The organism is Streptomyces sp. NPDC001822, from assembly GCF_042892135.1.
Taxonomy (GTDB): domain Bacteria; phylum Actinomycetota; class Actinomycetes; order Streptomycetales; family Streptomycetaceae; genus Streptomyces.
Genome location: NZ_JBIATW010000006.1, coordinates 11,507 through 36,352, shown reverse-complemented (window position 1 = coordinate 36,352; position 24,846 = coordinate 11,507). Strand labels below are relative to the sequence as shown.

The following is a 24,846-nucleotide window of genomic DNA, read 5'->3' as shown; positions in this document are numbered from 1 at the left end:
TGCCGCCGGGACGGCCCGGCGCGGCGAGGGGACGAGATGAAGAGCAAGATGACCGTGCTCGGGGTGACCCTGCTGTCGTCCGTGCTGCCGGCCGCCACGGCCCACGGCGACGAGACCCACGCCCACTCGCACAACGGGCCGCAGGTGGCACTGATCGCCACGGGCCAGGTCGACGACCCGCTGGAGGACGTCCTGGAGCACGCCACGGTCCTCGGCCGCACGCACGTGGCGGGCTGAGCGCCCCACGTGGCGGGCTGAGCGCCTCCGGAGGCCCTTTCCGCGGCCCTCGCGAAATCCGGGTGCGTCTCCGGGCGCAGGGATCGGGGTGCCCGTCGTTCGGCGTGGCCGCACGGCAGAGCGCGTTCCGACGTGTCCGACGGGACGTTGCGAGGTGTCCGACGGGAGAAGAAACGGGACAAGCAGTTTGTTTACCGTCCAATCCGCGCCGGTTTCCGACCGCGCGGAGTGGGGTCCGCTGGGGCCGGGCACATGCCGCACGGGCATGCCGCACGCGTCGGGCCGGCGGTGCGAGGGGTGCGCGCCGGGGCGGGGGCGGGGTGGTACCGGGCATGGCAGCGACCCAGGAGGGCCTGCCAGACTGCGCGTATGAGCGATCTACTCAACGGCAGAGTCGTCCTGATCACCGGGGCGAGCAGCGGTATCGGAGCGGCGGCGGCGCGCGTGTTCTCCCAGGAAGGTGCGACGGTCGTCCTGGCCGCCCGCCGGGAGGAACGACTGGCCGCGATAGTGGACGAGTTGAAGGACAAGGGCGCCCAAGCCTCGTACGTGGTCTGCGATGTCACGGTGGCCGAGGACGCCGCCAGGGCCGTCGGCTTCGCGGTCGACACGTACGGGCGTCTGGACTCGGCCTTCAACAACGCCGGACTCGGCGGCGACCGGACCCCCCTCCACCTCATGGGCGACGACGTCTACGACGCGGTGATGGACGTGAACGTCCGCGGCGTCTGGAACAGCCTGCGCGCCGAGATAGCGGCCATGCTGCCGAACAAGGGCGGCTGTTCCATCGTGAACAACAGCAGTGTGGGCGGCCTGGTGGCGATCCCCGCCGCCGCACCCTACATAGCCGCCAAGCACGCGGTCGTCGGACTCACCCGGGCCGCGGCGGACGAGTACGCCCAACAGGGCATCAGGGTCAACGCCGTTGCTCCCGGCACCACCCGCAGCGAGATCACCGCCGACTGGTTCGGGCGCAACCCCGGGCTGGAGGAGATGGTCAACAGCCTTACGCCGCAGGGGCGTACGGCCGAACCCGAGGAGATCGCCAACGCCGCGGCGTGGCTGCTCAGCGACCGGTGCCCCTTCCTCACGGGCACGGTCATGCCGGTGGACGGCGGCTTCGTCAACCAGTGAGCAACGCCCGGCGGTTGCCGGCCGGGGCGATGCCCTCGGTGTCGATACGGCGGGGCGATCGCTCCCGGCGCATCGCTCGAAGGTGCCGTTGACGGTGGTCCGTTCGGAAGGCCCCGGGCGGCGGGCGGTGTACGCCGCCCACCGCCCCCGGCCTCCATCGGGACGGTTCCCGGCACTTGGGGGCCGTGTGGCCGTACGGCGGGCCTCTTCGCGGGGTCGGTGACGGTTGCCCCGGCGGTGAGTGGACAGGAGTCTCCGGGAGCGGCGGGCGGGAACCCGGAACGACGGTGGAGTCGAGGCAATGCGGTGGCGCGTCCGGCAGGCGAGCGGAACCTCCTGGGACGCGTGCGCGACGACGAGACCGCTCCGGCGGACGGCCGGGGTGAGCGCGCAGAGGTCGCGGGGAAGTCCCTCAGGGGGCTCCGGCCGTCTCGCGGTGGGCGAGAATTCGCCATCCTTCAGGCACTGCCGGCCGGTGGAAAAGGCTCCGTCCTCGCGGAGGAGACGCGCCGAAATCTTCGAAACCCCGTGCCGGGCCCCCGCCATACCCTCCGGCGTATAAGGGGCGACGGAAATGTCCGGCACGGGCTTCCGCGTGCATGGCGCAAAGTTGGTCCGCTGGCGCTGATATGATACCGGTCCACCGGTACTTTTTGAGCAGTCGTCAGGCAAGGTCAAGAGGAGCGCGAGTTGGCACGACAGCAACGGGCGATCCGCACGCGCAGAATCTTCCTCGAGGCGGCCGCCGAGGTCTTCGACGAGCACGGTTACGACGCCGCCACCATCGCCTCGATCCTCGATCGGGCCGGTCTCACGCGGGGCGCGCTCTACTTCCACTTCACGTCGAAGGAGGAGCTCGCCCGTGGGGTCCTCGAGGAGGCCGTCACGGCCGACGGGGTGACCCCGCAGGACTTCAAGCTGCAGGAATGGGTGGACACGGCCCTTCTGCTGGCCTACCGGCTGCCCAGAGAACCCCTGCTCAGCGCCTCGATCCGGCTGTCGGTCGATCCCCGGGCGCGCAGTCTCTTCGGGACCCGCTGGCCCGACTGGATCACCCTGGGCGCGGAGATACTCACCGAGGCCAAGGAGCGGGGGGAGCTCCTGCCGCACGTGGACCCCGTCGCCACCTCGCGGATCTTCGTCGGCGCGTGGACGGGCGTCCAGCTGGTGACCGAGTCGATGGCCGAGCCGCTGGACCTGGTCGCGGAGATCTCCGGACTGCTCGAACTGATCCTTCCGAACAACGCCGTACCGGGCGTGCTCGCCAGACTGGACATCTCTCCCCACCGCGCGGAACGCATCATCGAGGAGGGCCGGGCGGTCCCCGTCCCCTGAGTGCCTGTCCCGCACGGCTGCGGCCGGGGCGGTGGCGCGTCACCCGATCGGGTGCGGCGTTCCTGCGAAGTGGCTGGTCAGCCCGCATGGTGGCCCTATGTGGCTTCGCCGAACAGTCGTGGGCGCCATGGCCGTCCCGCTGGCCTTCCTGGTTCTCAGGGACGCGCCGGTGCGGCTCGTCGCGCCCGAGCGGACCACGGCTGAGCCCGCCGCCCCGGCAGGAGCCCCGCGGCCCGCGATCGTCACGCGCGCGCAGTGGCACGCGGACGAGGGCCTGGTCAAGGAGCACGCGGTCTACACGGGCTCGGTGAACGCGGTCTTCGTCCATCACACCGGGCACCCCAACGGCTACGACTGCGCCGACGCTCCCGCGATGCTGCGGGCGATGGAGGAGACGCACGTCCGGGGCGAGGGCTGGGACGACATCGGCTACAACTTCGTCGTGGACCGCTGCGGGACGATCTACGAGGGCCGGGCCGGCGGTGTGGGGCGCTCCGTACGCGGTGCCCATGCCACCGGATTCAACGCGCACAGCGTGGGCATCGCGGCCCTGGGCACCTTCGGCCCCGGTGTGCCGGTGCCGAAGGCGCTCATCGAAGGGATCGCGAAGGTCGGCGCGTGGAAGCTGAGCCGGAGCATCGATCCGCGAGGTCACGTGCGGATGGTCTCGACGAACGACGACAGCCTGTACGACCGCGGTGAGGAGGTCTACCTCCATGCCGTGTCCGGCCACCGGGACACCTATCGGACGGACTGCCCCGGTGAGGCCCTCTATGCTCAACTTCCCGCTGTACGCGCCGAGATGGCCCGGCTGAGGAAGCCGAAGCCGTAGCCGGTGCCTACCTGGTGACGAACTGGGCGAGCAGTGCCTGCACCTCGTAGATGTCGACGCCCTTGGTGAAGGTCTGCTGTATCGGGATCTCGCTGCCCGAGAGCCAGATCTTCAGCTCGGCGTCGAGGTCGAACGTCCCGGCCGTCTCCACCGTGAAGTGCGTGACGCTCCGGTACGGGATCGAGTGGTATCCCACCTTCTTGCCCGTGATGCCCTGCTTGTCGACGAGAACGAGCCTGCGGTCGGTGAACAGGATGGTGTCCCGGATGAGTTGGTATGCGGCGTGCAACTGCTCGCCCTGCCCCAGAAGCGGGGCGTAGTCACGCTGTGCCGTCTCGAGGTCGACGGTGTGCGCGTTGCCGAACAGTGCCATGAAAGGGCCTCCACCCGAGTGAATGTGCTGACGTCGGACGCGTCAAAGACACGAGAAAAGAATATCGGAGGCTTATCTGTTCGTGCCCTTGTACACATCTCGGAGCACAGCGGAGGAATACCGTCATGCCGGCATCACCCCTCGCCAAGCGGCCCGTCGAATCGGTGCTCGCCCTTCTGCTGGTCCTCCTGAGCGTGCTGGGTCTGGCCGGCCGCAGCGCCGCGGACGCCCCCGCCAAGGCCCCCGTCCAGGCGGTGCCTGCGCAGGCCGCCCCCGCCCGGGCCGTCATCGCGCCGACCGTCACGGCGGGCACGGACTGGGACCGCATCGCCCAGTGCGAGAGCAGCGGCCGCTGGAACACCAACACCGGCAACGGCTACCACGGTGGGCTGCAGTTCGCACCCTCCACCTGGCGGGCCTACGGCGGCGGCCAGTACGCACCGCGCGCCGACCTCGCCACCAAGTCCGAGCAGATCGCGGTCGGTGAGCGCGTCGCCCGCTCGCAGGGGATGGGCGCCTGGCCCACCTGCGGACGACTCGGAGCGAACGGCTCGTCGGGTTCCTCCTCGTCGGGCGGCTCCGACCGCGGTGACAGCGCACAGGCCGCCCCGCAACGTCAGTCGAGCGGCAGTTCGAGCAGTTCCTCCGGCTCCGCGCACCACGGGAACGGCAGCGTGAGCGGCAGCACCGCTGGTTCCTCGCACGCCGGTACGGACCACGGGTCCGCCGGCTCTTCGTCGTCCGGGAGCGGAACCGTCTCGAAGCACCACTCCGAGGACCTCGCCGACTCCGAGTCCTATGTCGTCGAGCCGGGCGACTGCCTCTCGTCGATCGCCGAGCGCGCGGACGTGTCCGGTGGCTGGCACGCGCTGTACGAGATGAACCGCGACGCCCTGGACCAGGGCCCGCACCTGATCTTCCCCGGTCAGCACCTGCGCCTGAACGCCTGACCCGTCCCGGTCACGGTGCTCCACGTCCCGGCCGCGACGACGGCGTCGTCACGGTGGTCCTCCACCAACCGAGGGTGCAGGTTCCCCACGATGATCAGCGCATCGCAGACGGCACTGCCCGGACTCCGCCCGCCGAGGCGCCCGGCCCCCACGACCCCACGGCACGGTTCCGTCCGCACCGCCCCCACCGCCTCCGCAGAGCGACCCGCGCGGTCCGCAGGCCGGCCAGGAAAGCCGGCTCAGCGACGTACGGTGTGCGAGCCCCGGGCCTTTCCTGAGGTGCCCCCCGCACCGTCCTCCGCCGAGTATCTGTGGCAGTCGGCGTTGTGGCACGGTCCCGGGCCCCAGTGGGGAACGAAGATCCCGAGGGTCTTGTGCCGCTCGATCACGGTGTCGACGGGCTGCTTGCAGGCCGGACACGCGTACTCCGCCTGCCGGCCGGTCTGACGCTCGGTTCTGGCCATGTATGTACGGTAATCCCATAGGGGACGAATAGAAACTTTTGCGACTTTTTACCCGGTGATGCCGGAGAAGCCCGGGAGATGACCGGTGCTGTCCCACGAGAGCGAAGTCCCGACGAAAGGACACCGGTCATGGCACGTGCTCCATCGACGGCCGCGGTCCTGTTCTCCGTCCACGCCGTGGTACCCGGCACGGACGGCATCGTCTTCGACACCGTGAGGGCCGACCGGAGGGCCGCCTGGCGGAGCTCCCCGGGCGCGGGCCTCGTGGCCGCCGGACCGATCGCCCGGGAGGGCTGATGGCGCGGGGCTGGATCTGGGAGTACGAGGGCTACGACCCGGAGAAGGAGCGTCTGCGCGAGGCCCTGTGCACCCTGGGTAACGGCTACTTCGCCACCCGGGGAGCCGCGCCGGAGACCCCGGCCGCCCGGTCGCACTACCCGGGTACGTACGTCGCGGGCTGCTACAACCGGCTTACCTCGTCCGTCCAGGGCCGCCAGGTCGAGAACGAGGACATGGTCAACCTCCCCAACTGGCTGCCGCTGCGCTACCGCATCCGTCCGGAGGGAGCCCGGCCCGGACCCTGGCTGACCCCGGACCACGCGTACCTGGTGGAGCACCGTCAGTCGCTCGACCTGCGCGGCGGGACGCTGACCCGCAGGTCGGTCTACGAGGACACCCGGGGCCGCCGGCTGACGGTGGTGCAGGACCGTCTCGTGCACATGGGCGAACCCCATCTCGCCGCCCTGCACACGGTGTTCGGGGCCGAGGGCTGGTCGGGCGAGCTGGAGGTGGAGGCGGGGATCGACGGCGACATCCGCAACAGCGGGGTCGCCCGCTACCGGGATCTGGCCGACCGCCACCTCGCCGGCTGGGAGACGGGCACCGAGCCGGACTCCGTCGTGTGGCTGCGCTGCCGGACCGTGGAGTCGGACATCGGCATCGCACTCGCCGCCCGCACCGTGGCGTCGTGCGGCCCCGAGCGCAACGGCGACCACCGGGCGGAGCCGCTGCAGCAGCCGCGCGCCGTCCACCAGACGCTGCTGCTGCCCCTGGACCCGGAGTCGGACGCGGTGGTCGACAAGACGGTCGCCCTGTACACCTCGCGCGATCCCGCGATCGGCAGCCCGCTGCGCGCCGCGGTGACGGCGGTGACCGACGCACCGGTCCACGAGAGCCTGCTGGCCTCCCACCGGCGTGCCTGGGCGGACCTGTGGCAGCAGGCCAAGCTCGAAGTGCGGGGAGAGCCGGGGCGGATCCTGCGGCTGCATCTCTTCCACGTGCTGCAGACCCTCTCGCCGCACACCGCGGAGCTCGACGTCGGGGTGCCGGCGCGCGGGCTCCATGGGGAGGCCTACCGGGGACACGTCTTCTGGGACGAACTCTTCGTCCTGCCCTTCCTGAACCTGCATCTGCCGGAGGTCTCGCGGGGGCTCCTCGACTACCGGCACCGCAGGCTCCCCGCGGCGTGCGCCGCCGCGGCCGAGACCGGCAGGCGAGGGGCGATGTTCCCGTGGCAGAGCGCCGACGAGGGGCGCGAGGAGACCCAGGAGGTGCACCTCAACCCCCGCTCGGGGCGCTGGCTGGAGGACCGTTCGCGTCTTCAGCACCACGTCGGCTCGGCCGTGGCGTACAACGTGTGGCAGTACTGCCAGGCGACCGGCGACACGGAGTACCTCTACTCCAAGGGCGCCGAGATGATGCTCCAGATCGCGCGCTTCTGGGCGGACAGCGCCGAGTGGGACGACGCGCTGGGCCGGTACCGCATCCGGGGTGTCGTCGGGCCCGACGAATACCACGACGCCTATCCGGACGCCGACACCGCGGGCCTGGACGACAACACGTACACGAACGTGACGGCGTCCTGGGTGCTGGCGCGGGCCGGGGAGATCTTCCGCGAACTGCCTGCGACCCGGCGCGGACAGCTCCTCGACGTCATCCGGCTCGACCCCGACGAGCTGGACCGCTGGGAGGACGTGTCCCGCAAGCTGCACGTGCCCCACCACGACGGCGTCATCAGCCAGTTCGCCGGATACGGGGACCTGGCCGAGCTGGACTGGGAGGGCTACCGGCAGCGGTACGGGGACATCCGCCGGCTCGACCGCATCCTGGAGGCGGAGGGCGACACCGTCAACCGTTACCAGGCGTCCAAGCAGGCCGACGTGCTGATGCTCGGCTACCTCTTCTCCCCCAGGGAACTGGCCGCGCTCTTCCAGCGGCTCGGACACGAACTCGACGACGGGACGTGGCTGAAGACCGTCGACTACTACGCCGGGCGCACGAGCCACGGATCGACCCTCAGCTCCCTCGTCCACGCCTGGGTGCTGGCAAGGGTCAACCGGGACGAGGCCTGGCGCTACTGCGAGGAGGCGCTGATCGGCGACGTGGCGGACATCCAGGGCGGTACGACCGAGGAGGGCATCCACCTGGGGGCGATGGCCGGCACGCTCGACTTCGTCCAGCGGGGGATGACCGGCCTGGAGACCCGGGACGACGCCCTGTGGCTGGCGCCGGCCACGCTGCCCCAGCTCTCGAAGTTCCGGATGCGGCTCCGGTTCCGCCGTCACTGGGACGTCGACCTGCGCCTGCGGGCCGAGCGGCTGCGGATCGCCGTCCCCGACTCGGAACGGCCGGGGGTGCGGGTGAGGCTGGACGGCAGTTCCTACGTCATCGATCCCGGCACCTCACGCTGGCTGGAACTGCCCGACGACCTGACCGGCGGTTCATGAGGGCCGGGAGGACACCAGGACTCCGATCTTGTCGATGCGGTGCTCCGGGTTGTGCTGGGCGTCGCGCCAGAAGTTGCCCGCCGCGTCGTCCTCCGGAGTCGCGCAGGTGGAGATCGTGATCATCGCCCGGGTCGGCTTCTCGCCCGGCTTTCCCGGCACCTCGGCGCGCTGCTCCGCGAGCGAGTGCGCGGAGCGGAAGGACGTCATGCGGGTCTCCGTGATCCGGTACTCGTACACCGTGCCGCTCTCCTCGACCAGGACCTTGTCGCCCTTGTGCAGGGCCGGGAGGTCGTGGAGCGGGCCCCCGGCGGAGAGCCGGTGGGCCGTCACGAGGTAGTTCCCGACCTCGCCCGGCCCGACGCCGCCGTCCACGCCGTACGGACTGGCGGCCACGCCCCGGTCCTGGACACGGGTTCCCGGCGCGTCGTCCGTCGTGCCCTCGTACGGGACCACGGGCAGGTCCGTCACACCGATCGCCGGGATGGTGAGCTCGGCGGTCGCGGTCCGTGGATCGGTCCTGTCCTCCGGTGGTCCGGCGGTCGCCGCCGCCGTCGCCACCGGGGAGGCCGGGGGCTGTCCGCCCGCAGCCGCCGCGACGCCGCCGGCGGCGAGGACGAGCACGGCAGCGCCGGCGACGGCCCTGGAGGCTCTGCGGAATCCGTGGGTTCGGTGCATGACGGGTCCGGATCGGTAGCCGGGTGTACGGGACGGTGCGGGCCGGTGGAGCGCCCGCACCTTCCAGTACACCACCGGTCACCCGATCGCGTCGGGTGCGCCGAGCAGCGCGCGCACCTCGTCGGTGCCCAGCTCGGTGAGTTCCTCGCCGACGAGCAGCCACCGGGTGATCCCGGCCGACTCCAGGAACGCCAGGTCGTGCCCGGCGATCAGGAGCGCACCCTCGTAGGCGTCGAGCGCGCCCGTCAGCTGCCGCACGCTCGCCAGGTCGAGGTTGTTGGTGGGCTCGTCCAGCATCAGCAGTTGCGGGGCCGGGGCGGCGAGCATCGTCGCCGCGAGCGCGGCACGGAACCGCTCGCCGCCGGACAGCGTGCCCGCGGGCTGCTCGGCGCGCGCCCCCTTGAAGAGGAAGCGCGCGAGCTGCGAACGGATCTCGTTGTCGGTGATCCCGGGCGCCATGCGGGCCACGTTCGCGGCGACCCCGAGCGCGTCGTCCAGCACGTCCAGCCGCTGCGGCAGGAAACGCAGCGGTACGAACGTCCTCGCCTCGCCGTCGAGCGGCGCCAGCTCCCCGGCGAGGGTGCGCAGCAGAGTCGTCTTGCCTGCACCGTTGCGCCCGATGAGCGCGATGCGCTCAGGCCCTCGGACCTCGAAACCGCCGTCGCGCAGGCTGCCGAAGCGGGGGCGCAGCCCCCGCACGCTCAGGACCGTGCGACCGGACGGCACGGCGGTGCGGGGGAGGCGCACCTTGATCTCGTCGTCGTCGCGGATCGCCTCGGACGCGGTGTCCAGCCGCTCCCTCGCCTCCTGGAGGCGGTCCTCGTGCAGGCCGCGGAGCTTGCCCGCCGCCTCCTGGGAGGACCGTTTGTGCCCGCCCGCGACGATCTTCGGCGCGCGCCGCTGGGCGTCCATCTTCCTGTTGTGCCGCTGCCGCCGGGCGATCTTGGTCTGCGCCTCCTCCAGCTCGCGCTTCTGGCGGCGTACGTCGGACTCCGCGGCGCGCACCATGCGCCCGGCCGCCTCCTGCTGCGTGGCCAGCGCCTCCTCGTAGGCGGACCAGCCGCCGCCGTACCAGGTCACCGAACCGGCGCGCAGGTCGGCGATGCGGTCGACCCGTTCCAGCAGGTCACGGTCGTGGCTGACGACGACGAGCACACCCGATCGCCAGGAGTCGACGGCCTCGTAGAGCCGGCGGCGCGCGAACACGTCGAGGTTGTTGGTCGGCTCGTCGAGCAGCAGGACGTCGGGGCGCTCCAGCAGCAGTGCGGCCAGCCGCAGCAGCACGGTCTCACCGCCCGACAGCTGTCCGACGGTGCGGTCGAGACCGATGTCACCGAGACCGAGCGACCCGAGGGTCGCGAGAGCGCGTTCCTCGACGTCCCAGTCGTCGCCGAGCGTCTCGAAGTGCCGGCCGGCGACGTCGCCGGCCTCGATCGCGCGCAGCGCCGCTCGCCGCCCGGCGATGCCCAGGGCCGCCTCGACGCGCAGTTCCGTGTCGAGGGTGAGGTTCTGCGGCAGGTAGGCCAGGCGCCCGTTGACGGTCACGGACCCCGCGGAGGGGTGCAGCCGCCCCGCCAGCAGCCGCAGGAGTGTGGACTTGCCGGAGCCGTTCGTCCCGACGAGACCGGTGCGGCCCCGGCCGATGCCGAGGGAGAGCCCGTCGAAGACCCCGGTGCCGTCGGGCCACCGGAAGGTCAGGGCGGAGGTGCTGAGGGACGCGGCGGGGGTGGTGGGCTGGGACATGTGATCCTCGCAGTCGCAGGCATGTGAACGGGGGATTCGTATGCGAGCAACACGCGGCGACCGGCCGGAAGAGGGGGCTGAGCTGTCCTGGTACGTACGGGGACGGCTCATGCACCGAGGTCGCATCCACGCGGGGGTCACGGGCGGCAGAAAGCCGACGCAGGCGTGACGGGCTGCGGCAGGGGCCGCACCGCGCGATGTTCGCGGACCTCAGATGCGCAACGTCCACCTCTATCGGAGACGACAGGACTCAAAAACTGTACACCTGGCCAGGGCGGGACGGGGGTGAATAAACCCGGCCCCGGCGTCCCGCCCCCGACCGGCCCCGGCCTCCCGGCCCCGGCCCGGTGCCTCAGGCCCGTCCGCGCAGGCGCTCCGCCTCCGCGACGAGCCATGCCGGCCGGACCATCTCGACGTTGCGTCCGGCGCCCTCGGCGGCCCGTACCAGCGCGTCGGCCGCCGCCCGCGCGTCCGGCGCCGGCCCCGACAGCGCGACGGCCGCCTCGGCGAGCGCTCGTGCCGCCACGGCCTCCACCGCGCCGGCCAGCTCCAGCGAGGCGGCCGCACGCCCGGCGGCCTCGGCCGCGGCGGCGTGACGGGCGTCGGCCCAGTGGACCCACGCGGTGTTGTAGAGGCAGACGCCCTCGGTGCGCGGGCTCTCCATCCGCGACGCGGCGGCGAGCGCGGCCTCCAGCGCCTCCAGCGCCTCCGCGGTGCGGCCCAGGGCGAGCAGGGACACCCCCTTGGCGTTCAGCGCGTAGTCCGTCGCCTCCTGGATACCGGCGTCCCGGTAGGCCAGCACCGCCCTGTCGCCGGCGGCCACGGTCTCCTCCCAACGCCCCAGCGAGAGCAGGGCCGTGAAGCGGGCGTTCCAGGAACGCGCCTCGGTGAACAGGTCACCCGTGGCACGCGCGATCTCGTGCAGCCGGTCGGCGCCCGCGAGGGCCGCCTTCCCGTCGCCCAGGGTGCTGTGGGCGAGGCTCAGGTCCAGCAGGACGTGTACCTCCGACTCGGCGTCGCCGTTCTCGTGCGCGAGATCACCGGCGCGCCTCAGCGGTTCCATCGCGTCCTCCAGCCGGCCCAGCTGACGGCAGGCGTCCCCGAGACCGAACAACGCCCGCTGCAGGGCCTGCCGGTCGCCGAGGTCCTCGGCCAGGGCCGCGGCCTCGGTGAACACGTCGGCGGCGTCGGCCAGCGGCCCCGCCGTCAGCCGGGCGTGGCCGAAGCTGATCAGATGGGCGAGACGGGCGCGGTCGTCGGTCAACTGTTCCTCCAGAGTCAGATGCATCGACAGGGCGGCCAGCACCGACCCGTGCCAGACCATCCACTCACCGATCGTGCCGAGCAGCAGCCCCGCCTCGTCGAAGTCCCCGGCGCGCACCAGGTGGTCGAACGCGCGCCGGTGGAGCCGGATGTCGTCCAGGTCGTGCCAGTCCGGCCGTCGGGGGGCCGTCCCCGTGTACCAGTCCGCCGCCCGCCGCTCCACGGCCTGCCGCCCCAGTGCCCCTTCCCGGGGCATGGCGCCGTATGCCAGGTCGGCGTCCATCGGGTGCAGGGCGAAGGTGCGGTCGGCCCGGTTCACCGACAGCATCCGCGTGCGCAGCAGACCGGACAGGACCGGGGCGACGGCGAGACCGGGGGCGAGGCCCGCCATGATCCACTCGACGGCCTCCCGGGACACGGGAGTCCGCAGCACGGCGAGGACGTTCAGCACGGTGCGGGCCTCCGGCCCCAGCCGCTGGTAACGGTCCTGGGCCAGGCCGGCCACCACGTCGCCGCGCAGCGCGAAGTCCTCCAGCACCTCCTGGAGGGTCGGCAGCGCCAGCATGTCGTCCGCCATCGCGCCCACGAGCAGCTCCAGCGCGCGTGGAACGCCGTGCACGTGGACCGCCGCCCTCAGCAGCTCCTCGTCGGACAGCGCGGCCACCCCGATGCTGCCGTCCTGGTCGAGTTCGCGCAGCAGAGCCACGGATTCGACGGGCGGCAGGCCGTCGGACAGGTCGACCTCGGCCGCGAACCGGCGCAGCTCCGGTGCGAGACGCAGAGGTATCTGCGAGGTGACCAGCAGCCGGGGGGTGGAGCGGGCCCGGAAGAGGCAGTCGAGGAAGACCGCCAGCTCGTCCTCCTCGTCGAGCCGGCCGTCGTCCTGCAACCGGTCGTCGAGGTTGTCCATCAGGATGACGAACAGCTCGCCCCGCATCGCCGCGAACAGCTCGCCGATCTTCTCCCGGGCGGTCCGGTCGCTCGCCCAGACCTCCAGCAGCCGCGCCTTCGTCACGCCGCCCAGCACCTCGGCGCAGTCGAAGTACACGCGCTCCAGCGAGATCCCGGACGTACGCGTGCTGAGATTGACGAGTCCGCGCGGCAGCGGAGCCCTCACCTGGCCGGGCCACTCGCCCTGCTCCAGCATGTCCATCACCTTGGCCGCCACGGAGCTCTTGCCCATGCCCCGCCGCCCGGTGACGGTCACCACGCGGACGGCCGGGTCAGCGAGGTGGCGGGCGATGGCGTCCCGCACCTCGACGCGGTCCTTGAAGAGTTCGAGGCCGTGCGTGACCGGCAGCCCGATCACCCTGGAACCCGTCGAACCGGTGCCGCCCGCCCCGGCCGAGGGCAGTTCAGCGGCCCCGGGAATCGCCAGCAGGGCTTCCAGGGCTGCCCGCCGCTCCTCGGAGACCCGGCCGAGAGCGTGGTCGACGCGGGCGGCCGTGAGCCGGCCGGCGCCCTCGTGCCGGTGGTGTTCGGCGACGACTCCGACGATGCGGGTCCCGGCCCACACGGCGGCGCCCGACATGCCCGACCACGGTGACACCCCGGGATCGGGGTCGGCGGCCGCGGCCTGCACGGTGATCTCCAGGGTGCCGGTGCGCAGATTGGACAGCGCCGCCACCGTCCCGTCCGCCTGGTGCAGCTCCCGGAACTGCCTCCCGTCGGCGCCCCGCCGCCGCTTCCACAGGGGGAACCCGGCCGCGTGCACCGCGACGACGGCATGGCCGTCGTCGCCGATGCGCCCGAACAGCGCGGGCGCCACCGCGGCGACCCCCGGACCGGGCCGGAAGGTCAGCACCGCGACATCCGTCCCGCTGTCCGCCCACGACACCTCGGCGGTCGCCGCCCACTGCCCGGGCCGGTCCGCGTCGAAGCGCACCCGTACGCCGGTGGCGCCGGCCACCACATGGAACGCGGTCAGAACCGCCGTGTCGCCCACGCGGTAACCCGAACCGCGACGGCCACCCGCCGCCGTCGTGACGATGACCTCCGCGATCCGACGCGGATCCAGACCGCCGGCCGCCACCTCAGTCCTCACCGAGCAGCTCGTCGCCGGAGATCAGCGCCATCCCGTCCGGCGCGTCCGCGAGGACGGGCTGCAGCGTCAGGGTGAGCCGCTGGGTGACGGCGGACGTGCGCTTGGCCGCCGCGCTCGCGTCGAAGACCCAGAACCGCACCTTCACCCCCGGCTCACGGCTCTTCTCCACCCCCACCGTGAGCTCCAGCTCCACCCGCTCCGCCTTGAACCGCAGGCCGGAGCCCTCCCCGTCCGCCATGGCGCGGCTCAGCTCGTCCCGCAACTGCGCGATCATGTCCGCCAGCTCGACCGCATCGTCCACCAGCAGTTCCCCCCACCGCTCCGTGACGTCAACTACCCGTCGTACAGGCCCACATCATCACGTACGGGCCCCGGTACGCGTCCAGTGGAGACGGGAGACCGGCGCGGTGACGCACCGACGGTGGCGGAGCTCCGGGCCGGGTCGTCGCACGGGGAGCGGCCGGCCGATCGCACGGAAGGGCGGCGGAGTGTCGGCCGGGTCCGGCGGGCGGATGCTGGCAGCATCGGCCGGGCGGAGCGCCCCGGCGAGGGCACCGACGCGCAGTGGGCCGGAGTCCACTGAGGTCGCCCGCACCCGACTCCCGCCCGCACCCCCGGCCGGCCGTCACCCTGGCGGCGTACCCCTGCGGCGGCCCCCTGCCGTGAGAGGCGGACCCATGGCGCCACGCCCCCACTGGATCTTCGGGGACCAGCTCGGCCCGCACTTCCTCGACCCGCGGCACGGCGGCCCCGACGACCGCGCTCCCGTCGTCATGATCGAGGCGCGCTCGGTGCTGCGCCGCCGCCGTTTCCACCGCGCCAAGGCCCATCTCGTCCTGTCGGCCATGCGCCACAGGGCCGCCGAACTCGGCGACCGGGTCACCTACATCCAGGCGGAGACGTACGCGGAGGGGCTTGAGCGGGCCGCCGGAACCGGTGCGCCCTGGAGGTCGCGCGGCACCCGTGACAAGGACACCGGCGGCGCGGCGGAGCGCGAGGCCGGTGTCCGCCTCACCGTCTGCCACCCCACCTCCCGCGCGGCGCTCGCCTTCCTCGGCGGGTACGACGACATCGAGGTCCTGCCCGCGAAGGGCTTCCTGGTGGCGCAGGACGCGTTCGAGGAATGGGCCGGCCGGAGCGGAGGCCGGAGCCTGCGCCTGGAGAGCTTCTACCGCTGGGTGCGTGAACGGCACGACCTGCTGATGGACGGCGGCGAACCGGCGGGCGGGACGTGGAACCTCGACCACGACAACCGCGAGCCCCCGCCCCGAGGACGGGAGACCCTGGACGTCCGGGGCCCCTGGCAGGCACACGAGGACGACATCGACGAGGAGGTCCGCCGCGACCTCGACCGGTGGGAGCGCGACGGGGACGTCTCCTTCGTCGGGAGGGACGGCCCGCGCCGCTTCCCCGCCACCCGGCGGGAGGCGATGTCGGCGCTCCGCCACTTCGTCACCCACCGGCTGCGGGACTTCGGACGCTACGAGGACGCCATGCTCGGGGCCGATCCCGTGATGAGCCACAGCCTGCTGTCCGCACCACTGAACCTCGGCCTCCTCGACCCGGCCGAATGCGTCGAACGCGCCGAGCGGGCCTACCGGAACGGCGACGCGCCCCTGAACAGCGTCGAGGGGTTCGTACGGCAGATCTCCGGCTGGCGCGAGTACGTCTGGCACCTCTACTGGCACTTCGGCGAGGACTACCGGGCCCGCAACGCCCTGCGCCACACCGCCCCGCTGCCCGACTGGTTCCTGGAGCTCGACGCGGACGCGGTCACGGCCAACTGCCTCTCCACCGTGCTCGCCCAGGTACGGGACACCGGCTGGACGCACCACATCCCCCGGCTGATGGTGCTGGGCAGCCGTGCGCTGCAGGACGGCTGGGACCCGGCCGCGGTCACGGACTGGTTCCACCGCTGCTTCGTCGACGGTTACGACTGGGTGATGCTGCCCAACGTCGTGGGCATGTCCCAGTACGCCGACGGCGGGCTCATGACGACCAAGCCGTACACCTCGGGCGGGGCCTACATCCACAGGATGAGTGACCTCTGCGGCCCCTGCGCCTACCGCCCCACCGAGCGCACGGGCGACCGGGCCTGCCCCTACACCACCGGCTACTGGGCCTTCATGGACCGTCACCGCACGCGCCTCTCCTCCAACCACCGCACGGCCCGTGCCGTGAAGGGCCTCGACCGTCTGAAGGACCTGGACGAAGTCCTCACCAAGGCGAAGGAGCGCGGCGCGGCGCCACCGTGACCGGGGCGTGGCAAGCACGGCATTCCCGCTCCGGACCGGACCGCACCGGACCGTCGGCGCCGCGGCCGTCGGGACTGTTGCTGCGGGCGTGAAGGCCCAGGAGGTCTGCCGGGGCGGGGAGTTGCCGGTGATGCGTACGCGCGTGCGTGCGGTGCCTTGTCGACACCAGGCGTGATGCACAGGGGCCATGCCCGGAGCCGTACCGGAAGCCGTACCCGACCTGCCCGTGAGGGACCCTGGGTCCAGGAATACGCGGCCCTCTGACGGGCGGGCGGGATGGGCTCACGTCTCCCCGGGCGGCTCCGGCACGCGTGCAGGACCGGGCGGATCCTGCGCCGTGGCTTCATGCGCGAACGAGAATGCTTCTGCCCGCTCTCCGTGGCCGGCTCAGGTGCGGCGGTTCGAATCCGGCAATATGCGCCGAAGCGGAGAATCCCCCGGATAAGGATTTTATGGGTGGCCATCGGCAGGGGCTCGTGGGTGCTATTTTTCTCGCGGTGCACGCAGGGGTTGCCTTTTGTGCAGAACCGGAGTTCCGGCCGACCCGCGAGGAGGGAAATCCGGGACGAGGCAGATGCTCTGCCGCAGAAAGCATCCTGTGAATGGAGGGCTATTTCCGGGGCCATGCCGTATCGGCCCGGGAGCGCTCCGACTCGCCATCGTCGCAGGGAGGTTGCCTGTCGACGACAGGGAGGGATTCACTCGCTCGATTGCCCCGGGGTGCCGTGGAAGCGGGGGGTGCGTAATGGGAAGGGAGTGATCCTTTTCGTGGTAGAGTATTAATGCATTCGCAGGACGTCACAACTAAAAGGGGAACGGCGTGAATACCGAGAAGGTTACGGCTCGGCGTCTGACGGCCGAGGAGATTTCGGGCCTGGGCCTGCAGGATGGCATCTTCGTCTCGGCGGGGACGGAAGGCTTTCCTCTCGACTGCTACGCCCCGGCTTTCCTCACGGAGCCGGGCAAGAATTTCGAAGGCGGGTCCTTCGTCGCGAGGACGGTCTTCGGTGAGACCATTCACGTCCTCCCGGACAACACCGAAGAGGCCGGCGTCTGGATCGCCGACGAGTCGGGGCAGGAGATCGAGGTCCTGCAGAGCGCCGGAGTCCTCCTCAACCTCGCCCTCTTCGTGCCGAACGGGAACAAGGACTCGCTGGATTCGCTCTACTCCGCCGCGCGCGACGCGTTCGGTGCGGGGGTCGTCCAGCGGTGGAGCGAGGAAGCCGTCGCGGTTCCGGACGTCAAGGTCGACCTCTACGAGGAGCCGGTCAGGGGGCGGAAGAACAACAGCAGTCAGAACCGCGACCGTCGCGCCCTGGACATCTACCCGACCCGCGTGCGTTTCCTGGAGCCCAGCGAGGGCTGGAAGTTCGTCGTCGAACCGCACCAGGAGATCGTCGACGACACCCCGACGATCTGATCCGACTGTCTGATCCGACCGTCCGACCTGACTGTCCGGCCCGACTGTCTGACCTGACGATCTGAACCGGCGACAGCTGCGAGACCACTTCCGAGGCGCGAGCCGCCGCCCCGTGGTGGGCGGGGGAGGGGTCCTGGCAACCTCCGCCCACCGAGGGGCTGTTGCACGCCGGCTTCGGACGCCCGGCCGGGATCTCCCGGCCGGGCGTCCTGCGTGAGGTCGAAGGCCGGGAACAGGGGCCGAGGCAAGTGCCCTGTCCCTGTCCCTGCCCCTGCCCCGGTCCGGCCGCGCCGTGCCACGTCCGGCGGCCGCATCCGAGCCGAAGCCGCAGGTCGGACGGCGCGCTGCCCCCGTCGTGCCTCTCTTCTGTCGCGGAATCCCTGTCTTTGTCGCCGGCCTCCGGTGGATTCGTCCGGGACCGGTAACAGAGGCAGCCTGACCGGGGGTTCGTATGTCTTCATGGGTGCACGGCATCGGCGGAGACGGCAAAGGGGCGGGACATGGCACGGCACAAGCAGAAGGGATGGAACAGCAGGCTTCTCGCGGCGGCTCTCGGAGTGACCGTGCTGGCCGCTGGGGCCTCGATGTGGACCGCACAGGCCGAACAGGTCGGGGGGCGACCGAAGGCGAGTGACTCCGCGCCCGACACCCGGGTCGCCAAGGTGGCCGTGGACATCGCGCACGCCTCGGACCGGGGCCCGCAGGGTGTCAACATCACCATCGACGACGGACCGGACCCGGCCTGGACACCTCAGGTGCTGCAGCTGCTGAAGGACAACGGCGTGAAGGCCACGTTCTGCATGGTCGGCACGCAGGCGCAGGCGTACCCGGACCTCGTCAAGGAGGTCGTGGCGGGCGGCCACCGGCTGTGCAACCACACGGTCTCGCACGACACCGCCATGGACACGAAGCCCGAGGCGTACCAGTCCCAGCAGATCCTGGACGCCGAACGCATGATCACCAAGGCCTCCGGCGGCGTACGGCCCGAGTACTACCGGGCCCCGGGCGGCGCCTTCACCCCCTACAGCCGACAGCTCGCGGCATCGCGCGGGATGCGGCCCCTGGGCTGGAACGTCGACACCAAGGACTTCGAGCGTCCCGGCGCGGACACCATGGTCGCCACCGTCAAGAGGGAGATCGCCGACGGCCCGACCATCCTCTTCCACGACGCGGGAGGCGATCGTTCCCAGACACTGGACGCCCTGCGCGAGGTGCTGCCCTGGCTCAGGGAGCAGGGATACGTCTTCGGCTTCCCGGTGAGGTGAACGGAGCCCGCCCGCCCGCACCGCCGGCGGGCGGCCGAACGACCTGCCCCGTCATCGTGATGCTGTGGGTGGACGACGCTCCTGGTGCACGACGCTCCTGGCGGTGAGGCGAACCCGCTTGGTGCGACCGTGCGCGGCGAGGAGCCGGACTGCGTAGACGGCCGAGGTGGCGGCAGCCCGCCGCTGGAGCCAGTCGGTCGCTCGGAGCAGGGCCTGCGGGTCCCAGGACCGGCCGAGAGTGATGGCACGCAGCAGAGACCACTCCCGCAGCCGTCGGGCCACGAACGGGTGGTGGGCACCATCACAGGATCATCCTGGCGGTGTGCTCGGCGGCCCGCTCCGGGGCGGATCCAGGGGGCGTGACCGGTTGCGCGGGGCCCTCGGAGAGGTGGCGACGACGGGGGTGCCGTTCGCCCGGTGGCAGCTCACCTGCTTCGGATCCTGGAGGCGATCGATGTGGCAGGCCGACGACGTCACACGGCGACGCCGCAGTTGCGGGGCTCCGATAAGCTGATGATCGCGAACGCTGACCCGTAGAGGGCAGAGCATGACATAGAGGAGCATTCTGATGGCGACCCGCAGGATATCCTCCGGTGTCTGGATCGTCGTTTTGCTGGCTGCCGCCCTCGCCACGGTCTCCTTTTTGTCGGTGCAGGCCTCCCGGAACATTCCTGAAAAGGGCACCGTGAGTGCCGATCCCAAGCCGACTCCGAAGCCTCGGCCCTCTGCGGTCAAGCCCAAGATCTACCCGGTTCCCGAAAACTCCGGAACCGGCCGGCGGGTCGTGTATTCGCTCTCCCAGAAAAGGGTGTGGCTGGTCTCCGAGAGTGAGTCCACCGCTCGCACCTTTACGGTGTGGCCGGGCAACGTGGCCCCGGCAGTAGGGAAGTATCCGGTGGCCTTCCGCCGCGCGGAGGGTACGGGCAGTGATGGTGTACGCATCCAGCACGCGGTCTACTTCGGGGCGCGATCAGCCTTTTCCCACGCCGTTGACGGGGCCTCTCCCGCACCTGACGGCACCCTGAAGACCGGCGCGATTCGCGAAAGTGTCGCGGACGGCACAGCGCTGTGGAATTTCGCCACCAAGGGGACACTCGTTCGCGTCGTCGGCTGAGTGCGGACCGGTTTCCGAATCGGGCACGTGAGAGGTTCGCGGGCGTTCTTCCACAGGTCCGGAAACCCTTGCAAGGAGCTCGCAGAGCCTCCGGCGGCTGCTCCTTTCCCCTGTGACTTCTTCTGCCGAGCGCTGGGAGCCCCGGTACGACGGCAGGGCCCGGATCGCGCATCGCGGTCCGGGCCCTGCCGTCTGCACCGAGCCACCTCGCTGCGGCGGCGTGGCGTCAGCTCTGCGCGGTGTGGTCGTCCGTCTGCCCGGCGCCCGCGGCTCCGCCCGTCTTCTCGCGCATCTTGCGCACGAGCTCCGCCTTCTGATCGGCGGCGTTCTGGCGGTCGAGGTTGCGGTGCGGACCGTTGTTCTGCCGCTCGGCGCGGGACAGCTTCTTGCGCTGGCCGCCGCCCATGCCCACGGGGTTGTTGATGTTCTTGCTGTCAGTCATGGGTTCTCCCGAAACGATGTGAAGTGATCTACGGAGCCGCCGGTGGAGGACGGGCGTGGCGACGTCAGAGGACGTCAGCAGGGGCCCATCACGCTCTCACTCGAAAATCGGCACCTGGAAGAACACGTCAAAGACGTTACCCGGTTCCGCCGGACCCGCACGCCAGGCCTTCGCGCCCGGCATCGGCCCCGGTCCCGGCCTGAAGCGCTGCCCGGCGTCTCCCCGGCGTGAATCTCCGGACCTGCCCGCGGAAGGCGGGGACGCGACGTCGAGGTCGCGTCCCCTCGTCGCGGTGCACGACACACCATGCTTACCGAGCGGTCAGTGCAGCCGGGGACGTTCTGCTGATCATTTCCGGGACAGAACCCGCGCCACCGTCGTGAAGCCGTCGGCACGGTTTCCGGGCTCACATGTAGGAGCCCTGGGCCACCGAATAGTGCACGACGGCGCCCGGTGTTCCGTCGGCGAGGATCCCGGTGATCCGGAAGTGCGATGTCTCTCCGCGCGGCAGGCGTGTGATGGCGCGGTAATGGCGGCCGGGGACCACCGCGACGGAGGTGACCGGTGCGTACGTCCTGGTGGCCGGGTTCCAACGCTCGACGAGGTAGTTGGTGATGCCGGAGCAGGCAGCCTCGTCGGCGCAGGCCCAATCCATGTAGCCGTTTCTGGCCACGTCGTCGGGATTGAGGACGGTGAGCACCCCGGAGTCCTCGCCGAGAGCGTCATCGGGCCTGGTGTCGAGCTCAGTGGTGGTGACGGAGGAAGCCAGGCCGAGGTCGATGTGGTTGCTCCACTCGTCGAACGCTACGACGAGGAAGGTCACCGTCTCGCCGTCCGCCGGTCCGGCGCACAGCATGGCGTTGGGCAGGGCGAGCTTTTCCGAGGGGCCGGCGTCGTAGCACCCGTCGCTGTCGTAGCGGATGCTGCCGTCCGGCCGCCGTACGACGCGGGTGGCGGCATAGTTCAGGCCGCTTTCGGTGGGGGCGTCCCAGCTCAGCACGACGCCGTCCGCGCGCGGAGTCGCGGTCAGACCGGTGAGCGCCGGCGGGGGAACATGGTCGGGGGTCACGGAATCCGGCGAGGACATCGTGGATGCGTTGCCGGCGGCGTCGGTCATCACGGCGGCGTAGGTGTAGGTGGTGCCGTCGTACGTCGGCAGTTCGTCGAAGTACACGTAGGTCGCCTCTGGCGCCGACTCCTTCGTCATCCTGGTGATGAGTTCGGGGCTGTCGCCGAGGATGTCGCCCGTGGAGCGGTAGATGCTGATGGTGCCGCCGTTCCTCATCTCGTCCGAGGTCCGCTCGTCCCAGTTGACCTTCAGGGTGCTGGGGGTGTTGGCCATGTGGGACACCGCGAGGACGGGCGCGGTCGGGGCGACGGTGTCGACCGGATCGACCGTCAGGACGGGTGTGCTCTCGGACAGGTTTCCGGCGCGGTCGGTGACGCTGATGTAGTAGCGGATCGGCTTGCCGTTGCGGGGCAGTCCGGTTTCGGTCCAAGCGGTCTTGCTGGTGAGGACCGTGGGGCCCCAGTCACCTGCCGCGGTCTGCCGGTAGACCCGGTAGTAGGCGAGGTCCATCTCCTTGTTGGGTGCCCAGGAGAAGGTGGCGGAGTCGCTGCCCTTGTCGTACACGACCTTCGCCCCGGTGGGCGCCAGCGGTGCGACTCGGTCCACGGTGGTCTGCGTGCGGGGTGTGTAGGCGAATTTTACGGCGGCGGCACCCGTCCAGTTGGCGTAGTCGATACGGAGCGTGTGTGTTCCCTTGGGGATGGTGAGGTTGACGTTCTTGGAGACGGTCTTGGTGCCGTTCTTCCACAGGTCGATCTTGCGTGCGCCGTCCAGATAGACGCGGATGCCGTCCTGGCCGGACGCGGCGAACGTGAACGGGCCGCCTGAACCGAAGTCGCGCTTCACACTCCACCGGACACCGAAGTTGTCCTTGCCGACGCCGGAGACGCCGGGCGAGGCGCCCCACTTCTCGCTCACCGCTGTGTCGCAGTCCGTGCGCTTGGGCGTGCCCGAGAAGCCGGTGTTCGCGAAGAACTGCCTGGTGTAGGTGTTCGTCGCGCACGACACGGCCGCCGACGCCGGCGAGGTGACGCTCGCGACGAGACCGCCCGTCAGCGTCACCACCACCGCGGTGGCGGCAGCCAGACGGAATCCTCCAACACTGCTCACTGAGTCCCCTTTTGGACATATGACCGCCCCACAGGCAGTCGTACGACATAGGAGATTCCTGAGCGTGGCCTGTGGTTGTACGGTCAAGCGACTTCTCGTCGCTTCGGACCGCGGGCGGATACTCATGCCCCGTGGAAGGTCGCTGCGTGGCCCCACTTCGAGACTTCGAAGGCTCGGACAGCGGCCTCTCCCTCAGACATCGAGCCGCGTCCCTATTGCGACGCGTCGCAGCTCTCGCAGCGGCTCACGGCCACCCTCTCGACGTTGCCCTGCGTGGCGCGGAGCGGGCTGGAGGGCGCGAGGCGGCGCCAGGCACCGGGTGAGGGGGTGAGCACCCAGCCGTAGCGGGGTGGCCGGATGTCGGCCGGGACAATGTGCATGCAGCCGGGAAGGTGTGCCTTGCCACTGGCGTGGATGATGATCGCCGCTGCCGGCCAGACCTCCCACTCGCCCGTGGGTGCACTGCTACGTGGTGCGGGTGGAGCGCAGTCCGCGCAGTTGTGCATGTCGTGGCGTTCGCAGTACCGCATCGTCGTCACCCTGTCAGGTATCGAGCCGCTGCTCGGTGCGTTCGAGCCAGCTCCGGTACCAGTGCGCGAAGCCGTATCCGGTCGGCTCGATGCCCCGGTCCATCGGTCTCAGATCCTCCCAGATGGATCCCCGATGTGGGCCTGTCATCACCAGGAGCGACGTATAGCCGCATCCCTGTTCGCTGAGGAACACCACGCCCGCTTCCTGCGCGTCGTACAGCTCCTCGTAGCGCGCGTCCCAGGCCACGTGAGCCTGACGGAACTCCTCGTCGGTCGCGAAGGCGTCCTGCACGGGTTCCTGATCGTCGAGCGCGTCGATCTCACCCTGCAGCACCTCGGCCACGAAGGGCCGCCCGGCGAACTCGGCGGTGGTCGGCTGGGCGGAGAACGTGAGCCCGATGCCGCGCCATTGCCAACCGTCGTCGCCCAAGGACGGAGTCATCAGGCCGTAGTGGGGACCGGCCCCACCCGCTCCGACATGGAGGACGAAGCTCCGGTACTCCGTGGGCAAGCTGACGCCCAAGTCCGCTTCCACTGAGTGGATCTGCTCCTCGCTCATGACCGGACCGAGGCGAAAGCCGTGCCCCGGCGCGCCGAACACCTTCTTCGATTCGGGGTGTTCGGCGAGCCGGAGAACCCGTTCCCGCACTCCCGCCCAAGTGGCCTCATGCATGAGCACACGCTACTGATCTTGAATGGGTGATGTCGGGCTGTTCGGCGGCCGGTGAGCGGGTGCCTTCGGTAGTCCTGCTGGGAGCCGCAGTGCTGTGGCGCGAACGGCCGCGACGGTTCCCCTGCGCCCCGTGATCGGCCCGTGCCAGTTCCGGTGTTGGGCGATCACCGGGTCTCGGTGGGTGGCGGGTGCGGCCAGCCGCCTTCGATGGCCGGGCCGCTACCCGCAGGAATGCTCGCCGCGATGAGCGCTGCGGCCTCGCGGGCGCTGAGCCCGGTGCCGAGCACACGTGACGGAATGTGCGGAGTCCAGCACGACCGGAGGAGAACCACGTTCCAGAGTCCATCTAAGCGTGGCTCTGCACGCGGAAGCTCTGCATAGAAGGGGTCAGCCGTACTGCTCAGGAGGCTGAACTGCCCGTGCGACGGAAACGGGAAGAACACGCGCAGGGCGGGCTGCGCGTACAGGGCCTCGGCCAGTTCGGCGTCGCCCAGCCTGATCGTGGGCGAGCGTTCCAGGGTCAGCCGCCATGCTGTCGACACGACCCTCCCCGGAGGTGCCGCTCCCAACGGGTACGCCGCGAGCAAGGGCCACTCGAGCCGCAGTTGATCGATCGACGCACCTTCGCGCCACGCGTAGAGGATGGCGTCGACCACTGCGAGGTCATCGGTACTGCCGAAGGCGCCCCAACGCCATCCGGAGTCCGTGGAGATCTCGATCCGGAACTCGCGTTCATCGGGATTGGTCGCGTACACGGCGAACCGTGCCTTGCCACGTGTGCAGCATGCGGCGACCGAGGGAGCGAACCCCTCAACGGGACCCAGCCGTTCGCCACCGTGCCCGCGCCGAACCGCCTCGAGATCCAGCGCCGCTCCCAAGCCCCCGGGCGTGGCCAGCTCTGGATAGAGCTGAAGTAGCACTTCGCTTGAGTGTTCGATCATGCGCACACCTTAGGCATTGATGGCGAGGCCGGGATGGCTGATAGCGACAACCGACGCAGGCATGCATCGCGGTCGAGAAGACAAGGAAGGCCCGGGTTGATGGCCCAGGGCTTCTCTTGGAGCGGGTGACGAGAGTCGAACTCGCGCTTTGAGCTCGGGAATCATCCGGTACTGAAATCCCTGTGCAGCAACTGACTTGTGAGGGTGTGAATCAACGTTCAGCCTGACGGGGCGCGTGTGCCCCTTTGATG

Annotated in this window: 22 protein-coding genes; 11 read left to right on the top strand and 11 right to left on the bottom strand. The window is 70.6% G+C overall.

What is annotated here, in order from left to right:
* Window positions 1-36 precede the first annotated feature (36 nt).
* From ACFYY2_RS15710 to ACFYY2_RS15695, 4 genes are all read left to right on the top strand, one after another.
* Window positions 37-237, top strand: coding sequence for a hypothetical protein (locus tag ACFYY2_RS15710; RefSeq protein ID WP_388742532.1), 201 nt, complete (start codon window positions 37-39; stop codon window positions 235-237).
* Between the two features lie 369 nt (window positions 238-606).
* Window positions 607-1,371: an SDR family NAD(P)-dependent oxidoreductase gene (locus ACFYY2_RS15705; RefSeq protein ID WP_388742529.1), complete on the top strand. Its 765-nt coding sequence runs from the start codon at window positions 607-609 to the stop codon at window positions 1,369-1,371.
* 690 nt (window positions 1,372-2,061) lie between these two features.
* Window positions 2,062-2,706, top strand: a complete 645-nt coding sequence (locus tag ACFYY2_RS15700; RefSeq protein ID WP_388742527.1) for a ScbR family autoregulator-binding transcription factor — start codon at window positions 2,062-2,064, stop codon at window positions 2,704-2,706.
* Between the two features lie 97 nt (window positions 2,707-2,803).
* Window positions 2,804-3,538 carry a peptidoglycan recognition protein gene (locus tag ACFYY2_RS15695; protein WP_388742525.1) on the top strand — a complete coding sequence of 245 codons (735 nt, stop codon included), beginning with the start codon at window positions 2,804-2,806 and terminating at the stop codon, window positions 3,536-3,538.
* A gap of 7 nt (window positions 3,539-3,545) precedes the next feature.
* Here the strand turns inward: ACFYY2_RS15695 and ACFYY2_RS15690 are convergent, their stop codons facing one another.
* Complete coding sequence (locus ACFYY2_RS15690) at window positions 3,546-3,911, bottom strand: PH domain-containing protein (protein ID WP_388742524.1); 366 nt, start codon at window positions 3,909-3,911, stop codon at window positions 3,546-3,548.
* Between the two features lie 125 nt (window positions 3,912-4,036).
* Here ACFYY2_RS15690 and ACFYY2_RS15685 point away from each other — a divergent pair, with 125 nt between their 5' ends.
* On the top strand, window positions 4,037-4,861 hold the full coding sequence (locus tag ACFYY2_RS15685; RefSeq protein WP_388742522.1) for a transglycosylase family protein: 825 nt from the start codon (window positions 4,037-4,039) through the stop codon (window positions 4,859-4,861).
* A 239-nt stretch (window positions 4,862-5,100) separates the two neighbouring features.
* Here ACFYY2_RS15685 and ACFYY2_RS15680 read toward each other — a convergent pair whose 3' ends face one another.
* The gene (locus tag ACFYY2_RS15680) at window positions 5,101-5,325 is read right to left on the bottom strand and encodes a hypothetical protein (protein ID WP_388742520.1); all 225 of its coding nucleotides are present in this window, start codon (window positions 5,323-5,325) and stop codon (window positions 5,101-5,103) included.
* Window positions 5,326-5,454: 129 nt separating this feature from the next.
* Between ACFYY2_RS15680 and ACFYY2_RS15675 the strand changes: the two genes are divergently transcribed.
* Both ACFYY2_RS15675 and ACFYY2_RS15670 read left to right on the top strand, forming a co-directional pair.
* Complete coding sequence (locus ACFYY2_RS15675; protein WP_388742518.1) at window positions 5,455-5,622, top strand: hypothetical protein; 168 nt, start codon at window positions 5,455-5,457, stop codon at window positions 5,620-5,622.
* On the top strand, window positions 5,622-8,051 hold the full coding sequence (locus ACFYY2_RS15670) for a glycoside hydrolase family 65 protein (protein WP_388742516.1): 2,430 nt from the start codon (window positions 5,622-5,624) through the stop codon (window positions 8,049-8,051). The genes ACFYY2_RS15675 and ACFYY2_RS15670 overlap by 1 nt, the downstream gene beginning before the upstream one ends.
* Here ACFYY2_RS15670 and ACFYY2_RS15665 read toward each other — a convergent pair.
* The 4 genes from ACFYY2_RS15665 to ACFYY2_RS15650 all read right to left on the bottom strand — a co-directional run bounded on the left by ACFYY2_RS15665 (window position 8,046) and on the right by ACFYY2_RS15650 (window position 14,077).
* Window positions 8,046-8,726: a class E sortase gene (locus tag ACFYY2_RS15665; protein ID WP_388742513.1), complete on the bottom strand. Its 681-nt coding sequence runs from the start codon at window positions 8,724-8,726 to the stop codon at window positions 8,046-8,048. The genes ACFYY2_RS15670 and ACFYY2_RS15665 overlap by 6 nt on opposite strands.
* A 78-nt stretch (window positions 8,727-8,804) precedes the next feature.
* Window positions 8,805-10,469 carry an ABC-F family ATP-binding cassette domain-containing protein gene (locus ACFYY2_RS15660; RefSeq protein WP_388742511.1) on the bottom strand — a complete coding sequence of 555 codons (1,665 nt, stop codon included), beginning with the start codon at window positions 10,467-10,469 and terminating at the stop codon, window positions 8,805-8,807.
* 352 nt (window positions 10,470-10,821) lie between these two features.
* Window positions 10,822-13,776 (bottom strand): trypsin-like peptidase domain-containing protein, encoded by a 2,955-nt coding sequence (locus ACFYY2_RS15655; RefSeq protein WP_388742509.1) that lies wholly within the window; start codon window positions 13,774-13,776, stop codon window positions 10,822-10,824.
* Window positions 13,766-14,077 (bottom strand): trypco2 family protein, encoded by a 312-nt coding sequence (locus ACFYY2_RS15650; protein ID WP_388742507.1) that lies wholly within the window; start codon window positions 14,075-14,077, stop codon window positions 13,766-13,768. The genes ACFYY2_RS15655 and ACFYY2_RS15650 overlap by 11 nt, the downstream gene beginning before the upstream one ends.
* Window positions 14,078-14,453: 376 nt before the next feature.
* Here ACFYY2_RS15650 and ACFYY2_RS15645 point away from each other — a divergent pair, with 376 nt between their 5' ends.
* The 4 genes from ACFYY2_RS15645 to ACFYY2_RS15630 all read left to right on the top strand — a co-directional run bounded on the left by ACFYY2_RS15645 (window position 14,454) and on the right by ACFYY2_RS15630 (window position 19,830).
* Window positions 14,454-16,031 (top strand): cryptochrome/photolyase family protein, encoded by a 1,578-nt coding sequence (locus tag ACFYY2_RS15645; protein WP_388742505.1) that lies wholly within the window; start codon window positions 14,454-14,456, stop codon window positions 16,029-16,031.
* Between the two features lie 820 nt (window positions 16,032-16,851).
* Window positions 16,852-17,451: a hypothetical protein gene (locus tag ACFYY2_RS15640; RefSeq protein WP_388742502.1), complete on the top strand. Its 600-nt coding sequence runs from the start codon at window positions 16,852-16,854 to the stop codon at window positions 17,449-17,451.
* Window positions 17,452-17,951: 500 nt separating this feature from the next.
* Window positions 17,952-18,716 carry a polysaccharide deacetylase family protein gene (locus ACFYY2_RS15635; protein WP_388742499.1) on the top strand — a complete coding sequence of 255 codons (765 nt, stop codon included), beginning with the start codon at window positions 17,952-17,954 and terminating at the stop codon, window positions 18,714-18,716.
* A 568-nt stretch (window positions 18,717-19,284) separates the two neighbouring features.
* Window positions 19,285-19,830 (top strand): hypothetical protein, encoded by a 546-nt coding sequence (locus ACFYY2_RS15630; protein WP_388742496.1) that lies wholly within the window; start codon window positions 19,285-19,287, stop codon window positions 19,828-19,830.
* A 226-nt stretch (window positions 19,831-20,056) separates the two neighbouring features.
* Here the strand turns inward: ACFYY2_RS15630 and ACFYY2_RS15625 are convergent, their stop codons facing one another.
* The 5 genes from ACFYY2_RS15625 to ACFYY2_RS15605 all read right to left on the bottom strand — a co-directional run bounded on the left by ACFYY2_RS15625 (window position 20,057) and on the right by ACFYY2_RS15605 (window position 24,595).
* Window positions 20,057-20,272 carry a DUF6243 family protein gene (locus ACFYY2_RS15625; RefSeq protein ID WP_388742494.1) on the bottom strand — a complete coding sequence of 72 codons (216 nt, stop codon included), beginning with the start codon at window positions 20,270-20,272 and terminating at the stop codon, window positions 20,057-20,059.
* Window positions 20,273-20,678: 406 nt separating this feature from the next.
* The gene (locus ACFYY2_RS15620) at window positions 20,679-22,451 is read right to left on the bottom strand and encodes a PA14 domain-containing protein (protein ID WP_388742491.1); all 1,773 of its coding nucleotides are present in this window, start codon (window positions 22,449-22,451) and stop codon (window positions 20,679-20,681) included.
* Between the two features lie 212 nt (window positions 22,452-22,663).
* Window positions 22,664-22,831: a hypothetical protein gene (locus ACFYY2_RS15615; RefSeq protein ID WP_388742488.1), complete on the bottom strand. Its 168-nt coding sequence runs from the start codon at window positions 22,829-22,831 to the stop codon at window positions 22,664-22,666.
* Between the two features lie 163 nt (window positions 22,832-22,994).
* On the bottom strand, window positions 22,995-23,654 hold the full coding sequence (locus tag ACFYY2_RS15610) for an SMI1/KNR4 family protein (RefSeq protein WP_388742485.1): 660 nt from the start codon (window positions 23,652-23,654) through the stop codon (window positions 22,995-22,997).
* 164 nt (window positions 23,655-23,818) lie between these two features.
* Window positions 23,819-24,595 (bottom strand): DUF6193 family natural product biosynthesis protein, encoded by a 777-nt coding sequence (locus tag ACFYY2_RS15605; protein ID WP_388742482.1) that lies wholly within the window; start codon window positions 24,593-24,595, stop codon window positions 23,819-23,821.
* Window positions 24,596-24,846: the final 251 nt, after the last annotated feature.

Excerpts from the sequence above, each read along its gene's own strand:
- ACFYY2_RS15710 (WP_388742532.1), top strand. The coding sequence starts at position 37 with ATGAAGAGCAAGATGACCGTGCTCGGGGTGACCCTGCTGTCGTCCGTG.
- ACFYY2_RS15705 (WP_388742529.1), top strand. The coding sequence starts at position 607 with ATGAGCGATCTACTCAACGGCAGAGTCGTCCTGATCACCGGGGCGAGC.
- ACFYY2_RS15695 (WP_388742525.1), top strand. The coding sequence starts at position 2,804 with ATGTGGCTTCGCCGAACAGTCGTGGGCGCCATGGCCGTCCCGCTGGCC.
- ACFYY2_RS15690 (WP_388742524.1), bottom strand. The coding sequence starts at position 3,911 with ATGGCACTGTTCGGCAACGCGCACACCGTCGACCTCGAGACGGCACAG.
- ACFYY2_RS15685 (WP_388742522.1), top strand. The coding sequence starts at position 4,037 with ATGCCGGCATCACCCCTCGCCAAGCGGCCCGTCGAATCGGTGCTCGCC.
- ACFYY2_RS15680 (WP_388742520.1), bottom strand. The coding sequence starts at position 5,325 with ATGGCCAGAACCGAGCGTCAGACCGGCCGGCAGGCGGAGTACGCGTGT.
- ACFYY2_RS15675 (WP_388742518.1), top strand. The coding sequence starts at position 5,455 with ATGGCACGTGCTCCATCGACGGCCGCGGTCCTGTTCTCCGTCCACGCC.
- ACFYY2_RS15670 (WP_388742516.1), top strand. The coding sequence starts at position 5,622 with ATGGCGCGGGGCTGGATCTGGGAGTACGAGGGCTACGACCCGGAGAAG.
- ACFYY2_RS15665 (WP_388742513.1), bottom strand. The coding sequence starts at position 8,726 with ATGCACCGAACCCACGGATTCCGCAGAGCCTCCAGGGCCGTCGCCGGC.
- ACFYY2_RS15660 (WP_388742511.1), bottom strand. The coding sequence starts at position 10,469 with ATGTCCCAGCCCACCACCCCCGCCGCGTCCCTCAGCACCTCCGCCCTG.
- ACFYY2_RS15645 (WP_388742505.1), top strand. The coding sequence starts at position 14,454 with ATGGCGCCACGCCCCCACTGGATCTTCGGGGACCAGCTCGGCCCGCAC.
- ACFYY2_RS15635 (WP_388742499.1), top strand. The coding sequence starts at position 17,952 with ATGGCACGGCACAAGCAGAAGGGATGGAACAGCAGGCTTCTCGCGGCG.
- ACFYY2_RS15630 (WP_388742496.1), top strand. The coding sequence starts at position 19,285 with ATGGCGACCCGCAGGATATCCTCCGGTGTCTGGATCGTCGTTTTGCTG.
- ACFYY2_RS15625 (WP_388742494.1), bottom strand. The coding sequence starts at position 20,272 with ATGACTGACAGCAAGAACATCAACAACCCCGTGGGCATGGGCGGCGGC.
- ACFYY2_RS15615 (WP_388742488.1), bottom strand. The coding sequence starts at position 22,831 with ATGCACATTGTCCCGGCCGACATCCGGCCACCCCGCTACGGCTGGGTG.
- ACFYY2_RS15610 (WP_388742485.1), bottom strand. The coding sequence starts at position 23,654 with ATGCATGAGGCCACTTGGGCGGGAGTGCGGGAACGGGTTCTCCGGCTC.
- ACFYY2_RS15605 (WP_388742482.1), bottom strand. The coding sequence starts at position 24,595 with ATGATCGAACACTCAAGCGAAGTGCTACTTCAGCTCTATCCAGAGCTG.